Origin of the sequence: Alistipes onderdonkii (genome assembly GCF_025145285.1) — a bacterium.
Taxonomy (GTDB): Bacteria; Bacteroidota; Bacteroidia; order Bacteroidales; family Rikenellaceae; genus Alistipes; species Alistipes onderdonkii.
On sequence record NZ_CP102251.1, the window covers coordinates 3,031,809 to 3,044,988 of the forward strand.

Genomic DNA, 13,180 nt, shown 5'->3' on the forward strand with positions numbered 1-13,180 from the left:
ATAAAACCCCAATACCGTTATGAAAGCAGTATTCTTATCATACAACCAGGCGCTCACCGACCGTGTGAACGCCATCCTCGACGAGCAGGGCGTCCGCGGCTTCACGCGCTGGGCGCTGACCGAGGGTCGCGGGTCGTTCGACGGCGAACCCCATTACGGCACGCATGCCTGGCCGTCGATGAACGCTTCGCTCATGGCCATCGTCGACGACGAAAAGGTCGCGCCGCTGATGGAGGCTTTCCGGGAGATGGACGCCGCCACCAAGATGCAGGGCTCGCGCGCCTTCGTCTGGAATATCGAGCAGACCTACTGAGTTTCCCGGAGCTGCGGTGTGCCGGGATTTTCCCGGGCTCCGGGGTAAGGGGCCGGGTTTCCCGGTGTTTCCGGGTACGCCGGGCGGGTGTGCCGGGCCTTTCCGGTACTTGCCGGAACGTTCCGGGAGCCTTCCCCAGTTGTCTTCTCCGGTTTTGCAGGCAGCCTGCGGCTTGGGGGTGTTTGCCCTGGCGACAGCCCCGGACTTTGCAGCGGCCGAGCCGGTGCACTGCGGCAGATTCTTCGGTGTGCCCGTACGCAGTCGTCCTATTTTTACTATCTTTGCCTGCATGAAACTCACCTTTCTGGGAACGGGCACCTCGCAGGGCGTCCCTGTCATCGGGTGCCGCTGCAAGGTCTGCACCTCGGCCGACAAGCGCGACAACCGCCTGCGCACTTCGGCCATGGTCGAGGCGTGCGGCGTGCGTATGGTCATCGACGCCGGCCCCGATTTCCGCTGCCAAATGCTCCGTACGGGCATCCGCCACCTCGACGCCATCCTCCTCACGCACGAACACAAAGATCATATCGGCGGGCTGGACGACGTGCGGGCTTTCAACTTTGTCGATTACCCGCCGCTGGTGCACAAGGTCGACATCTACGCCGCACCCCATACCCTCGGCGTCGTGCGCAAGGACTTCGACTATGCCTTCGCGCAGGATAAATACCGCGGTGTGCCCGAAATCGAGTTGCATGAGATCGACGTCACCCGGCCGTTCCGGGTCGGGGGACTGGAAGTCGTTCCCGTATCGGGACACCATTCCGACCGTTTCGCCGTTACGGGCTACCGTATCGGCAGGCTGGCCTACCTGACCGATTTCAAGACCATCGGGGATGCCGAGGTCGAAAAACTCCGGGGCGTGGAGGTGCTCGTCGTCAACGCGCTCCGCTTTACGGAGCATTATTCCCATTTCAACGTGGCCGAAGCCCTTGCGCTCATCGCCCGCGTTGCCCCGCGCGAGGCCTACCTCACGCACATGTCCCACGACATCGGCCTGCATGCCGTGACGGAGCCGACGCTCCCCCGCGGCGTACACATGGCCTACGATACGTTGCAGATTGAAATAAACGATTGATATGAAAGATTTTAAAAATAAGGTCGTCATCGTGACGGGTGCTTCGTCGGGTATCGGCGAGGCGATGGCACGCGAGTTCGCCGCACAGGGCGCCCGCGTGGTGCTGGGTGCGCGCAGTGTGCAGAAATTACAGCTTATCGCGGGCGACATCCGTTCCCGGGGCGGGCAGGCCGCCTATTGCGGCGTCGATGTGACCGATGTCGGCGAGTGCCGCCGGCTCATCGACACGGCCGTGCGTGAGTTCGGGGGTATCGACGTGCTGGTTTGCAACGCCGGGCTTTCGATGCGCGCCATTTTCGACGACGTCGACCTGGAGGTGCTCCACCGCCTGATGGACGTCAATTTCTGGGGTACGGTCAACTGTTGCAAATTCGCCCTGCCGTATCTCCAGCAGTCGCACGGTTCGATTGTCGGTATCTCGTCTGTCGCCGGGCTGCACGGGTTGCCGGGACGCACGGGCTATTCGGCCTCGAAGTTCGCCATGACGGGGTTCCTCGAAACGCTGCGCATCGAAAACCTCCGAAAAGGGTTGCATGTGATGGTAGCCTGCCCGGGTTTCACGGCATCCAACGTCCGCTTCTCGGCCCTCACGGCCGACGGCACGCAGCAGGGCGAAACCCCGCGTGACGAGGCGAAGATGATGACCCCCGAAGAGGTCGCCCGCATTGTCGCCCGCGGCATCCTGAAGCGCAAGCGCCTCTGCCTGATGGAAAACGAGGGGCGTGCCACGCATTTTGTCAAGAAGTTCGCCCCCGGCTTCCTCGACCGCATGTTCTACCTGGTGATGTCCCGGGAGCCCGATTCGCCGCTGAAATAACGTCGCCGCATCCGGCGGGGCGAGCCCCGGGGAGCGGTTTGAACCAAGGGAACTATGGTACGGGAAGAAAAACATTCCGAAGAAGAGGTCAGGCGCGTCTGCGTCGAGATACGCCGTCAGGCCGCGTTGGAAAACGCCCGCTGGCAACTTAAAGCGGGGTATGGCGGTTTGGCTCTCATGTCCGTCGTGCTGGTCGTCGTCTTTTGGGGAGGCGACAGCTGGAGATGGTGGTGGCTTTTTTATTTCGTTGCGCCGGTCATGCTGGTCATCAACGGCCACCGTGTGGCGCGGGGTAAAAAATCGTGGTGAAATAAATGGTAAAATAAAAGGAGGCGCTCAACTGATGGGGCGCCTCCTTTTTTGTCGTCGGTTCATTGTTCAAAAAATATGGGCGCCTCTTTTTTGCTGTGGGTTCATCGTTCCCGCCTTTCCGGTTCCGCTTCTCATTTCCGGTTCCGCTTTCTCATTTGCAGTTCCGCTTCCATTAGCGCTTCTCCTGCCTTCCGGCCCTCGCCCTTCCGGTGCGCCCGGGGCCTGCTGCAGATTATTCCTTTTTCTTCGCCCCGCCGTCCTTATTGCCGTCCTTGCCGTCTTCCTTCGAGGAGTCCTTGAACTCCTTGACGCCGCGTCCCAGGCCGCGCATCAGTTCGGGGATCTTCCTGCCGCCGAACAGGAGCAATACGACCAACAGGATAAGTATGAGCTCGGTCGGGCCGAGGAACAGGGGGATGATGGATAATGTCATGGTATATTCGGGTCTTTGGTGTGTGCGTTTTCCGTCCGGGCTTCCTCTGCCGTATTCCCGGACACGGGGCCTGCCTGCGGACAAATGTACTAAGAATTTCCGAAACCCCGCTTTCCCGGGCGAAAAAAAGCGGACTTGGCTGCGGATACCTATACCGAATAGAGGAAATCCTCGAGTGAGCACGCCGGGTCGACAGCCAGCTTTTTGCGGATCCGGAACCGGAGCTTCTTAATGCTGTCGGGCTGTACGGAACGGATATGGGCGATCGTTTTGTTTTCCATGCCCATGCGCAGATAGGCACAGAAACGCAGCTCGTGCTCCGTAAGATCGGGATGCGCCTTCCTGAGCCGCTCCAGAAAGCCGGGGTAGATCGCCTCGAAGTGGATCCGGAAAAAGGCATTCTCCTCGTCCGGATGGGTCTGGTGTCTGCGTATGCTTTGTTGCAGTCGGATGCCGATTTGCGCCGGGAGGTGCCCTTCGTGCTGTTCTTGTTCGATCTTCTGCCGCAACTCTTCGAGCACGCGGTTGTAACTGTTGATTGCCATCACGCGGTCGGCCAGCTCCCGGTTGCGCAGATCCACTTCGCGGCGGTACTGTTCGCTGCGCAGCCTCTCGTGCGCGAGGCGCGTGTTGAGTTCCTTGTTCTCCGCTTCGTGCAGCTGGTTGAGCAGTCGCTCCCTGTCGCGGCGCGCCCGGAAGGCATAGCAGATGAAGGCGGCGATGCAGACCACCGTGATGACGATGAGCAGAGTCAGCCGCAGCTGCCATGTCGCCCGTTCGTGCAGGTAGGTGAGCCGGGTCTCGTATTGCTCGATGGCTGCGCGGTTTTCCATCAGCCGCACTTCGGCCAGCCGCCTGTCTGCACCGAGCGAGTCGCGAGCCGCTGAAAACCGGCTCAACGTGCGGTAAGCGCTGTCGGCCTGCCCCGTGGCATAGAGTGCGTGGGCGGTGTTTTCGAGCGAGGGGAGCAGGAATTCCGCATCGTCCGAAGCTTCGACATAGTCGAGTGCCTGCCGCAGGAGCGGGAGCGCTTCTGCGGCGCTGTCCCGCTGCAATCGCTCGATCGCCAGCGCGACGGCGCTTTTGGCGATGAGTTTCCGGTCGTCCGAGAGCCTTGCCAGCCGGTAGGCTTCGGCGGCTTCCCCGCCCCGTTCGTCGCCTTCGGCATAAGAGCAGTACGAAAGCAGGACATTGATCCGAAATGAGGTGTCCGCGAGGCATTCCGGTGTGCGCAGCAGTGTGTCGAGTATTCCGACGGCTCTCTTCCGTTCGCCCTGGCGGTAAAGTACATTGGCGAAATTCAGCCGGTTTTTGACGTAATATGTGTCGGTTCCCGAGAGGGTGAACAGGCTGTCGGCCGCCTTGAAGTAGTCGAGCGCACGCTGCCAGTCTTCGAGCTCCTGCATGATTACACCCATGTTGACGCATGTGCTGGCCAACCGGAGCGTGTCACCTGTCCTGCGGTAGTATTCGTCCGTTTCGCAATATCCCCGGTAACTGTCCGGATACTCTCCGCGCATCAGGCGTATCTGGCTTTGCAATCCCACGATGCGGATCCTGTCATACGGATAGCGTGCCGGGTCGACCTGCCGCTCTGCATCGCGGAGCAGTTCCAGGGCCTCGTCCCATCGGCCCTGCGGCACGAGTGCGCGGGCTTCCCAGTAGCGGGTGCGCCACCCGAGTACCGGGTTGTCCGGCAGTTGGTCGCGCCGAGTACGCAATTTTGCCAGCAACTCCCCGCCGTTCCGGGCGTCCGGCGACGATTCGAGTTGCCGCGCGAGCGAATCGTACGTGCGGTCGGCCGGTGCCCATTCCTTTTGGAGTGCCGGGTCTGGGGCGAAACAGCCGGCCGCCAGCAGGATAACTGCGAAGAGGAAACATTTTTTCATGGCGTAAAAATAACAAAATTGCCGATGTCTACTATTTGTCCACCGCAGTTTTTTGTGCAGGAATCGTTTTCTCGATACCTTGCCGAAGCACCCGGGACGCTTCCCGACCCGGCTGCCGGATAGTATTAACCTTTAAAACGACGAAGCGATGAAAAGAATTATTTTTGGCCTTGCCTTGTGCTTGGCAGTGTGGGGATGCAGTGACGACAAGACCGGGGGGACGGTTCCGCCCGATCCCGGTCCTGAACCCGAAGTCCCGACCCTTGCGACGAGCCTGGCGTTCGGCGTCCCGTCCGTCGAGTTCCCTTCGGGTGGCAAGACGGTCGATGTGGCCGTCGTGGCCGAAGGCGGCGAGTGGGCGGTTGCGGAGACCCCCGACTGGCTGGCTGTGACGCCTGGCGAGGGGAAGGTGACCCTGGCTGCCGACGACAACCGGAGAGGCTCCCTGCGTAGCGGGAAACTGCGTATAACGGGTGCAGAGAACGTGGAGGCATCACTGGATGTGTCGCAGGGAAACGGGGCGCTGATTTTACGCCTCGAGGTCGAGGCTCCCGCGACGGTGGCGGCGATCCCGCTGCATGGTCAGGTGTCCTGCACGATCGACTGGGGCGACGGGGCTGTGGAAAGTATTGATGCCAAGATCGACGGTCTCGGGATCGGGCATCCTTCCCACGAGTATGCCGCGGCCGGGACTTACCGCGTATCGGTTAGCGGTACGGTGCCTTCGCTCTCTTCGATAAAATTGACCGATGACCAGGCGTTGCGGCTGAAAGCCGTCGAAGCCTGGGGTGCCACGGGCCTCGAAAAAATGCAGTATGCTTTTTACAGATGTGCTGCGCTCGAATCGATACCCTCTCCCGGGCCCGAGGCTCCGTTCGCGCGTGTGACGACCTTTTCCAAGGCTTTCGACAGCTGCGATGCCCTGCGGGAGATTCCCGCCGACCTGTTCGCCGGATGTACGGAACTGACCGACCTGAGTTCCTGTTTCAACGATTGCGATGCGCTGAAGAGCATCCCCGAGCATTTGCTCGACGATTGCACGGGTGTCGAAAAGCTCAGCAGCATCTTTGCCTACTGCCGCGGGCTGGAGTCGGTTCCCGGGAGGCTCTTTGCCGCCTGCTCCAAGGTGACCGATCTGGGGTACCTGTTCACTGCCTGCGAGTCGTTGCGGACAATCCCTGCCGACCTGTTTGCGGGGTGTTCTGCTGCCACGACCTTCATGCAGTGTTTCTCGGGCTGCGAAGCCCTCGGGGCTATTCCGGCAGGGTTGTTCGACGACTGTACGCAGGTGGAGGTGTTCCAGAGCGTCTTTATGGATTGTGTCGCCCTGAAGAGCATTCCCGAAGGGCTTTTCGACAAACATCCCAATGCCGTGAAGTTCAACTTCACCTTTGCCGATTGTACGGGCATCGAGTCCGTACCCGTCTCCCTGTTCGACAACTGCCGCAAGGCCACGGCGTTCACCCAGACTTTCCGGGCATGTTCGGCCTGGCAGGGCGAATCGCCCTATACGCTGGTCGACGGGACGAAGGTGCATCTCTACGAGCGCTCCAAATACCCCGATGCCTTCGAAAAGGCTCCCTCGTCCAGCACCAACGGGACTTTCAGGGCGTGCACCGGGCTGGCCGATTATGAGAAGATAGCTGCCGATTATCCCAAGTGGGTGAAATAGCATGGCGGACGGACGGTGGCGCCTGCACAGCCAGAAAAGAGCCCCGGAGCATCGCTCCGGGGCTCTTCTTGTAATGGGCTGATCGCCTTATTTGAAGAATATCGACGAAATCTCCTTGTAGTTGTGCACGCGCTCGATGACGTCGGCGAACATGTCCGCCACCGACAGCACCGTGAACTTGTGCAGGTCTTTGTCGGGGTTGAGCGGAATGGTGTCCGTCACGATCACCTCCTGCAGCGCGCTGTCGTTGATGCGCTCGTAGGCTGGGCCCGACAGCACGGGATGGGTGATGGCGGCGCGAACGCTCTTCGCCCCGCGTGACATGAGCATGTCGGCGGCCATGCAGATCGTGCCTGCCGTGTCGATCATGTCGTCCACGATCAGGATATTGCGGCCCTCGACCTCGCCGATGGCGGTCATCGTGCCCACGACGTTGGCCTTGGCACGTTCCTTATGCGAAATGATGATCGGCGTGCCGAGCAGCTTGGCATAGGTGTTGGCACGCTTGGCGCCGCCCATGTCGGGCGCCGCGATCGACAGCTCTTCGATGTTGAGGCTTTTGATATAGGGGATGAAGATGCCGCTGGCATAGAGCGCATCGACCGGTACGTCGAAGAAACCCTGTATCTGGTCGGCATGCAAGTCCATCGTCATCACGCGGTCTACGCCTGCGGCCATCAGCAGGTTGGCTACCAGTTTCGCGCCGATCGGCACCCGGGGCCGGTCTTTCCGATCCTGTCGTGCCCAGCCGAAGTAGGGGATTACGGCCACGACCTTGTAGGCCGAAGCGCGGCGCGCGGCGTCGATCATCATCAACAGCTCCATCAGGTTATCCGAAGGCGGGAACGTCGACTGGATGATGAATACCGTACACCCGCGGATGGACTCGTTGAAGCAGGGCTGGAACTCGCCGTCGCTGAAACGCAGTACTTCCGATTGTCCGAGCGTCGTACCGAAACTCGCCGCGATTTTTTCGGCAAGGTATTCCGATCCGCGACCCGAGAAAATTTTGATTTTGTGGATAGCCATAGGTTACGAGGATTTTTGATGGTGCAAAGATAGCATAAGCCGTCGGAAAAACGAGCCCTGCGGGCAACCTTTTTTCAACAATCGGTTAAACATCGAGGCATTCGCCGATGAAGCCGAGGATCTCCTCGCGTCCCGTACCGCGTTCGCCCGACGAGACGAACATCGGCGGCAGTTCCTCCCATTGCTCGCCCAGCGTGGCCTTGTAACGCTCCACGCTCTTGGCGCACTGCGTCCTGGAGAGCTTGTCGGCCTTGGTGAAGACGATGCCGAACGGAATGCCGTTCATGCCCAGCATCTCGATGAAGCGCAGGTCGATCTTCTGGGGTTCGAGCCGGATGTCCACCAGCACGAACAGGAAGTGCATCTTCTCGCATTTGAGCACGTAGTCGGTGATGATCTTGGCGAAATCGCTGCGCATGGCCTTCGACGTACGGGCATAGCCGTAGCCCGGCAGGTCGACCAGGTACCACGCATTGTCGATCAGGAAGTGGTTGATGAGCCGCGTCTTGCCGGGTGTCCCCGAGACCTTTGCCAGCCCCTGCCGGCCGGTCAGCATGTTGATGAGCGACGACTTGCCGACGTTGCTGCGCCCGATGAAGGCGATGTCCTTCAGCGAATCCTTCGGAACTTGCGAGATGCGCTCCGAGCTGCACCTGAATTCGGCTTTGTGGATCTGCATGGTGTTGGAATTTTGTGCAAAGATAGCAATATTTCCGGATACGGCACGGGGGATAGCGCCCGCTGCACTCCGTCCTGTCGCCTTCCGGTTCGTTTGCCTTCTCCGCGGCTGCCCGTTATTTCCCCGGCTGCTTACCCCGTTTCCAGACGAGCGTCACCCACAGCGGACAGTGATCCGATGCCGTGGCCGTATGGTCTACGGCGCTTTCCGTGACCGTGGCCGACGTGGGCAGCCCGCGGCCGAGGATGTAGTCGATGCGCACGGCCGGGTTGTCGGACGGGAACGTCATCCGCGTGGTGTCGGAAAGTATCCGGAAGCCGCCGCCCAGCCCCGCGAGCACCGCCGCGGCATCTCCTGTGTTGAAATCCCCGGCCAGCAGCACCGGTTTGCGGCATGTATCGGTGGCCTGCAGGATCAGGGGCAGCGATGCGTGCCGGTCTTCGGGCGTGAGCGAAAGGTGGGTGACGCATACCGTGTAGTCCGGGAATTCCGCCATGAGCAGTACCCGGGCCTCCTCGCGCCCCGGGAGCGGGATGCTGCGTACGGCGAGCGGCTCGGTGCGCGACAGCAACCCGACGCCGTAGCTTCCGCCCGCGAAGCCGATGGCGCGGCCGAACGTGGCGTGCATACCCGTCATCCGGCCCAGTTCACCGGGGATGTAACGCCCGTCCACACGCAGCGTGGCGCTGTCCAGTTCCTGCAACGCCACCAGGTCGGGCGCTTCGCGCAGGATGACCCGGGCGATGCGGCCGATGTCCTGTATGTTGTCGATGCCGATGCCGTTGCGGATGTTATAGGACATCAGTTTGAGACGTTCGGGCCGCTGTGTGCAGGCGGCAGCCAGGCCGCAGCAGACGGCCAGCACGAGGGTGCGTAGGGGTTGTTTCATGCCGGATGGGGTTTTCCGCAAAGGTAATACAACCGCTGTTGAAAGCCAAATAAATCCGACTATGACCGGCTGTGTGTCATGCGGTTCCGTGACAGGCGCCCTGTGCCGGGCCTCGTAAATTCCTTTCGGTTTGGTTTAACGGTGAATTTTTCGTACCTTTTAGCATCCGATTTGCAGCGACCGATATATTTAACTTATCATGCTTATGAAAACTCGACTTCCTATCGTGCTCGGCGCTGCGGCGCTGGCCTTTCTTCCCACCGAATCCCCGGCCTGCACGCGGGCCGTTTACCTCGGCCCCGAGGGTATGACCGTCACCGGGCGTACCATGGACTGGCGCGAGGATCCGCTCACCAACCTTTACATCTTTCCGCGCGGTACGGCGCGGCGCGGGGCGAACATAGACAACACGGTGTTCTGGACCTCGAAATACGGCACCCTGTCGGCTGCCGGCTACGACATCGGCATCACCGACGGCATGAACGAGGCCGGGCTGGTCGCCAACCTGCTGTTCCTGCCCGAATCCGTCTACGAACGCCCGGGCGATACGCGCCCGGTCATGGGACTGAGCATCTGGACGCAGTATGTGCTGGATAATTTCGCTACGGTCGACGAAGCCGTTGCGGAGCTTTCGAAGGAGAAGTTCCGCATCGACGCCCCCGACCTCCCGAACGGTGTCAAGTCGCGCCTGCACCTGGCCATCTCCGACGCCTCGGGCGACAGCGCCATCTTCGAGTATGTCGACGGCCGCCTGTCGGTGCACCACGGCCGTGAGTACCAGGTGATGACCAATTCGCCGTTCTACGACCAGCAGCTCGCAATCCTCGATTACTGGCAGCAGATCGGCGGGCTGACGATGCTTCCCGGCACCAACCGCGCCCCCGACCGCTTCGTGCGTGCGTCGTTCTATATCAACGCCGTCGTCAAAAGCGCCGATCCGAAAGTCGCCGTGCCGGCCGTGATGTCCGTAATGCGCAACGTCTCGGTGCCCTACGGCATCTCGACCCCCGATAAGCCCCATATCGCGTCGACGCGCTGGCGCACGGTCTGCGACCAGAAGAACCGGGTCTACTATTTCGAGCCTACGCTGGCGATGGAAACCTTCTGGGTCGACCTTTCGAAGATCGACTTCGGCCAGGGAACGCCCGAACGTGTCCTGAAACTCGTCGGCGGCCGAACCTTCACGGGCGATGCCACGGCCGAATTCCGCAGGAGCGACAAGCCGTTCGTCTTCCTGTTCGGGGTGTAATTACCGGATTGGTGGAATTATATACGGCAAGCGCCGGTTCTTCATCCGAGCCCGGCGCTTGCCCGTATTTCTCCTTTTCGCCGAGGCCGGGATCCGCGTCATGACATTAGGACGGGCGGCGTGAAATCCGTATGGAATTTTTCCTATCTTTGCGGCGATATAAATCTCCGCAATGGAAAATTACTCTCATTTTATCATTACCCGGTTCAACCTGAACCTTTATGCGCAGGATAAACACGACCTGCCCACCCGTACGGATCGGTGGCTCGAACACCGGTTCGAGGTCTTCGAGCGTTACTGCCTGCCGTCCGTGGCAGCGCAGACGAGCGGGAATTTCACCTGGCTCTGTCTTTTCGATGCCGCGACGCCCGAGTCCTGCCGCCGCCGTATCGAAGGCTATAAGGCCCGGTGCCCGCAGTTCGAAGCCGTCTATTATACGGCCGCACAGGCGGCCAACCTGACGGAAAATCTCCGCACGACGATTGCAGCGTACGTGTCGTGCGACCGGAAGGGAAGAAAATCCCCCCCCCGAAGCTGCTGATCACCACTAACTTGGATAACGACGACGCCTTTTCGTCCGATGTCGTCGAACTGCTGCAACGCGAGCTGCGTCCCGCTCCCGGCAAACGGATTTACAGCCTGCTGTACGGTTACCAGTATTTCACCGACCGCCGCTTCGCGCTCAAAATGCGCTATACGAACAATCACTTCCTGACCCTCGCCGAGCCGTTCGATGCGCATGCCGAAACCATCATTTCCTACCGCCATACCAAGGCCATCCGGCAATTGCCGACCATCTATCTCTCCACCGCCCGCGGAAAATGGCTCGAAATCGTCCACGAGGACAACGTCAGCAATGATTTTCGCATCAACATCAAAGTCTGGTATATTCCCCTGCTATATGGCCGGTCGTTCGCCGATTTCGGTTTGGGCGGATTCCGCCTGTCCTGCGCCCGGCAGTGGGCGGCCACGCTGCTCGTGGTTCCGGCACGCTTTTTTGCCACGGCGGTACGGCGTTTGCGCCGCAAGTGGTCGAAATAACCCTTTCCCGGCCTGAAAAAGCGGCGATGCTTCCGCAAACCACCGGAGGCATCGCCCTGTATTCGACGCGCTATGGCACCGCAGCCTTACCGCAGCCTCGGGTATTTGTTGTTGAAACGGAACCCGACGCCCAGCATCAGGTAGTTCGGGGTCTGGAAATCCTTGAGGCAGTACCCCACATGCACGAACGTATTGTGTGTGACACCTACCTTGAGCGTCAGCATCTGGTAAAACGACTTGAGGTCTCCTCCCTTGTGCAGTACGTTGAAACCCAGTCCGAAGCCGACCGTGAAATAGGGCATCACGAACTCCGCGCGTCCCGAAATTCCCAGTGCGATCTGTTTGTCGAACGAGGGGGTGTGGAACTGGTATCCGGGATCGCCCCCGTCGTAGCCTACGATGTAGTCTTCGGTGTAGACGTTGGCGCTGCCGTCGTACACGCCGTCCACCGACAGACCCGTGCGGAACTTGTACCCGAAATTATACATCGCCGCGAAGTTGAACCCCGCCACGCCGTAGGCATCGGGTGCGGCATATTGCTTGTCGCCGACCGCCACGCCCTTGCGGCGCCACGAGCCGAACAGCACGAGGTCGTAGCTCAGATGGCGGGGAAAGGGTGTTGCGAGCAGCCGTGCCCGTGGCCGCGAGAGCGGGTTGTCGACCCTTCCGAAACTGTATACGAGCCCGAGTTTCATGCCGATCGAGTTGAGTCCCGCGTTGGGGAATTTGGTGTTGCCGTTCGAAAAGTGGGTCATCGAAAGGCCCGTGGTGAGTTCCAACCGCTGCGTGAGCAGCCAGTTGAGGTAGAAATCGACGTTGAGGTAGGCGTTGACCCTCGACCCCATCATGATGTTGGCGCGGTTGTAGTTCGTGTCGTAGGGTTTCCATCCGAACGACAGGCCGAAATTCCACTCGTAGTTGAACGATACCAGCGGGCTGATGCGTGCGATGCGCGCGCCCTGGAAGAGGTAGACGGCAACCGGGTTGCCCAGCTCCCCGCGGTTGCCGAAGCTGTAATAGGAGACCCCGATCCCCTGGTATACGCCGCCGTAGATACAGTCGGGGCGCGACCCGGGGCGGAAACGGAACGAATAACGCAGGTGGGCGGCCAGCGAGCGCTGGATCGGTTCGCCCGCCATGTTGGCCCCTGCCAGAAAGATGTTCGTCGGGGGAATGTACTCCGGGCGGAATTCCGCGCCGATGCTGTGGACGAGCCTCCGCCTGCGGCCGGTCGTGTCCGCGGAGAAGGAGGACAATAGCGGGGTAGTGGCTGAGGCTTGTTTCTTCGTCTGATCCAGGGCGGCCCGGTATCCGGCGGCATAGCCGTTACGGTAGCCCGTATCGTAGCCCGTCCGGTAGGCGGATGCGCGGCGGCGTGCCGCTCCCCGGGACACGGTGTCGGCCGCAGCCCTGCGCGCCATGCCCGTCGTATCCGGCTCCATGCTGCGGGACGTGCCGTCCCCGGCGTTCCCGGCGCTCGCGGCATCCTTTGTGCGTTTTGCGCGCTCGGCGTTTCCGACATCCCCGGCGCTCGCGGCATCCCGGTGCGCCGGTGCGTTTTGCCGCGGGGCGCCGTCCGCCCGGGCGGGTACGGGCTCCGCGGCGGTCGCCTCCGCCGACAAGAAGAGCAGGCACCCCGCAAAGAGCCCTGCCGTCCTCCGTATGATATGTCGCATTCTCTCCAATCGCGGTATTTTGACCGCACAAGTTACGAATTTTTACGCGAGTGCAAAGCGTTGATCCGAAAAAATACCCCGCAGGTATTCTGTTTCGTCGTTTCCG

At 60.8% G+C, this 13,180-nt stretch carries 14 protein-coding genes; 8 read left to right on the forward strand and 6 right to left on the reverse strand.

Going from position 1 to position 13,180, the window contains the following annotated elements:
• The first annotated feature begins 19 nt into the window (after positions 1 to 19).
• The 4 genes from NQ559_RS12245 to NQ559_RS12260 all read left to right on the forward strand — a co-directional run bounded on the left by NQ559_RS12245 (position 20) and on the right by NQ559_RS12260 (position 2,514).
• Positions 20 to 313: a PG0541 family transporter-associated protein gene (locus NQ559_RS12245; protein ID WP_018696950.1), complete on the forward strand. Its 294-nt coding sequence runs from the start codon at positions 20 to 22 to the stop codon at positions 311 to 313.
• A 289-nt stretch (positions 314 to 602) separates the two neighbouring features.
• The gene (locus NQ559_RS12250) at positions 603 to 1,388 is read left to right on the forward strand and encodes an MBL fold metallo-hydrolase (protein WP_018696949.1); all 786 of its coding nucleotides are present in this window, start codon (positions 603 to 605) and stop codon (positions 1,386 to 1,388) included.
• 1 nt (position 1,389) lies between these two features.
• Complete coding sequence (locus tag NQ559_RS12255; protein ID WP_018696948.1) at positions 1,390 to 2,205, forward strand: SDR family oxidoreductase; 816 nt, start codon at positions 1,390 to 1,392, stop codon at positions 2,203 to 2,205.
• 54 nt (positions 2,206 to 2,259) lie between these two features.
• Positions 2,260 to 2,514 carry a hypothetical protein gene (locus tag NQ559_RS12260; protein ID WP_018696947.1) on the forward strand — a complete coding sequence of 85 codons (255 nt, stop codon included), beginning with the start codon at positions 2,260 to 2,262 and terminating at the stop codon, positions 2,512 to 2,514.
• A 235-nt stretch (positions 2,515 to 2,749) separates the two neighbouring features.
• On the opposite strand, the gene tatA is transcribed toward NQ559_RS12260, so the two are convergent.
• Entirely contained in the window at positions 2,750 to 2,950 is a 201-nt protein-coding gene (tatA, locus tag NQ559_RS12265) for a twin-arginine translocase TatA/TatE family subunit (protein WP_018696946.1), read from the reverse strand.
• Between the two features lie 149 nt (positions 2,951 to 3,099).
• Complete coding sequence (locus tag NQ559_RS12270) at positions 3,100 to 4,839, reverse strand: MalT transcriptional regulator family protein (protein WP_018696945.1); 1,740 nt, start codon at positions 4,837 to 4,839, stop codon at positions 3,100 to 3,102.
• A gap of 148 nt (positions 4,840 to 4,987) precedes the next feature.
• Here NQ559_RS12270 and NQ559_RS12275 point away from each other — a divergent pair, with 148 nt between their 5' ends.
• Positions 4,988 to 6,511 carry a leucine-rich repeat protein gene (locus NQ559_RS12275; RefSeq protein WP_083923887.1) on the forward strand — a complete coding sequence of 508 codons (1,524 nt, stop codon included), beginning with the start codon at positions 4,988 to 4,990 and terminating at the stop codon, positions 6,509 to 6,511.
• Between the two features lie 87 nt (positions 6,512 to 6,598).
• On the opposite strand, the gene NQ559_RS12280 is transcribed toward NQ559_RS12275, so the two are convergent.
• The 3 genes from NQ559_RS12280 to NQ559_RS12290 all read right to left on the reverse strand — a co-directional run bounded on the left by NQ559_RS12280 (position 6,599) and on the right by NQ559_RS12290 (position 9,108).
• Positions 6,599 to 7,540 (reverse strand): ribose-phosphate diphosphokinase, encoded by a 942-nt coding sequence (locus NQ559_RS12280; RefSeq protein ID WP_018696943.1) that lies wholly within the window; start codon positions 7,538 to 7,540, stop codon positions 6,599 to 6,601.
• A gap of 85 nt (positions 7,541 to 7,625) precedes the next feature.
• Positions 7,626 to 8,219: a ribosome biogenesis GTP-binding protein YihA/YsxC gene (gene yihA, locus NQ559_RS12285; protein WP_018696942.1), complete on the reverse strand. Its 594-nt coding sequence runs from the start codon at positions 8,217 to 8,219 to the stop codon at positions 7,626 to 7,628.
• Between the two features lie 115 nt (positions 8,220 to 8,334).
• Positions 8,335 to 9,108, reverse strand: coding sequence for an endonuclease/exonuclease/phosphatase family protein (locus tag NQ559_RS12290; protein WP_018696941.1), 774 nt, complete (start codon positions 9,106 to 9,108; stop codon positions 8,335 to 8,337).
• A gap of 199 nt (positions 9,109 to 9,307) precedes the next feature.
• Between NQ559_RS12290 and bsh the strand changes: the two genes are divergently transcribed.
• From bsh to NQ559_RS12305, 3 genes are all read left to right on the forward strand, one after another.
• On the forward strand, positions 9,308 to 10,357 hold the full coding sequence (bsh, locus tag NQ559_RS12295; protein ID WP_026318583.1) for a bile salt hydrolase: 1,050 nt from the start codon (positions 9,308 to 9,310) through the stop codon (positions 10,355 to 10,357).
• 172 nt (positions 10,358 to 10,529) lie between these two features.
• A complete protein-coding gene (locus NQ559_RS12300; protein WP_018696939.1) occupies positions 10,530 to 10,898 on the forward strand; it encodes a glycosyltransferase in 369 nt (122 codons plus the stop codon).
• Positions 10,899 to 10,909: 11 nt separating this feature from the next.
• On the forward strand, positions 10,910 to 11,398 hold the full coding sequence (locus NQ559_RS12305) for a glycosyltransferase (RefSeq protein ID WP_018696938.1): 489 nt from the start codon (positions 10,910 to 10,912) through the stop codon (positions 11,396 to 11,398).
• 86 nt (positions 11,399 to 11,484) lie between these two features.
• On the opposite strand, the gene NQ559_RS12310 is transcribed toward NQ559_RS12305, so the two are convergent.
• Positions 11,485 to 13,074, reverse strand: coding sequence for an acyloxyacyl hydrolase (locus NQ559_RS12310; protein WP_018696937.1), 1,590 nt, complete (start codon positions 13,072 to 13,074; stop codon positions 11,485 to 11,487).
• Positions 13,075 to 13,180: the final 106 nt, after the last annotated feature.

Bases quoted from the DNA above. Each gene is read 5' to 3' on its own strand.
- NQ559_RS12260 (WP_018696947.1), top strand. From the start codon at position 2,260: ATGGTACGGGAAGAAAAACATTCCGAAGAAGAGGTCAGGCGCGTCTGC.
- NQ559_RS12280 (WP_018696943.1), bottom strand. From the start codon at position 7,540: ATGGCTATCCACAAAATCAAAATTTTCTCGGGTCGCGGATCGGAATAC.
- NQ559_RS12290 (WP_018696941.1), bottom strand. From the start codon at position 9,108: ATGAAACAACCCCTACGCACCCTCGTGCTGGCCGTCTGCTGCGGCCTG.
- NQ559_RS12250 (WP_018696949.1), top strand. From the start codon at position 603: ATGAAACTCACCTTTCTGGGAACGGGCACCTCGCAGGGCGTCCCTGTC.
- bsh (WP_026318583.1), top strand. From the start codon at position 9,308: ATGCTTATGAAAACTCGACTTCCTATCGTGCTCGGCGCTGCGGCGCTG.
- yihA (WP_018696942.1), bottom strand. From the start codon at position 8,219: ATGCAGATCCACAAAGCCGAATTCAGGTGCAGCTCGGAGCGCATCTCG.
- NQ559_RS12310 (WP_018696937.1), bottom strand. From the start codon at position 13,074: ATGCGACATATCATACGGAGGACGGCAGGGCTCTTTGCGGGGTGCCTG.
- NQ559_RS12255 (WP_018696948.1), top strand. From the start codon at position 1,390: ATGAAAGATTTTAAAAATAAGGTCGTCATCGTGACGGGTGCTTCGTCG.
- NQ559_RS12300 (WP_018696939.1), top strand. From the start codon at position 10,530: ATGGAAAATTACTCTCATTTTATCATTACCCGGTTCAACCTGAACCTT.
- NQ559_RS12245 (WP_018696950.1), top strand. From the start codon at position 20: ATGAAAGCAGTATTCTTATCATACAACCAGGCGCTCACCGACCGTGTG.
- tatA (WP_018696946.1), bottom strand. From the start codon at position 2,950: ATGACATTATCCATCATCCCCCTGTTCCTCGGCCCGACCGAGCTCATA.
- NQ559_RS12275 (WP_083923887.1), top strand. From the start codon at position 4,988: ATGAAAAGAATTATTTTTGGCCTTGCCTTGTGCTTGGCAGTGTGGGGA.
- NQ559_RS12270 (WP_018696945.1), bottom strand. From the start codon at position 4,839: ATGAAAAAATGTTTCCTCTTCGCAGTTATCCTGCTGGCGGCCGGCTGT.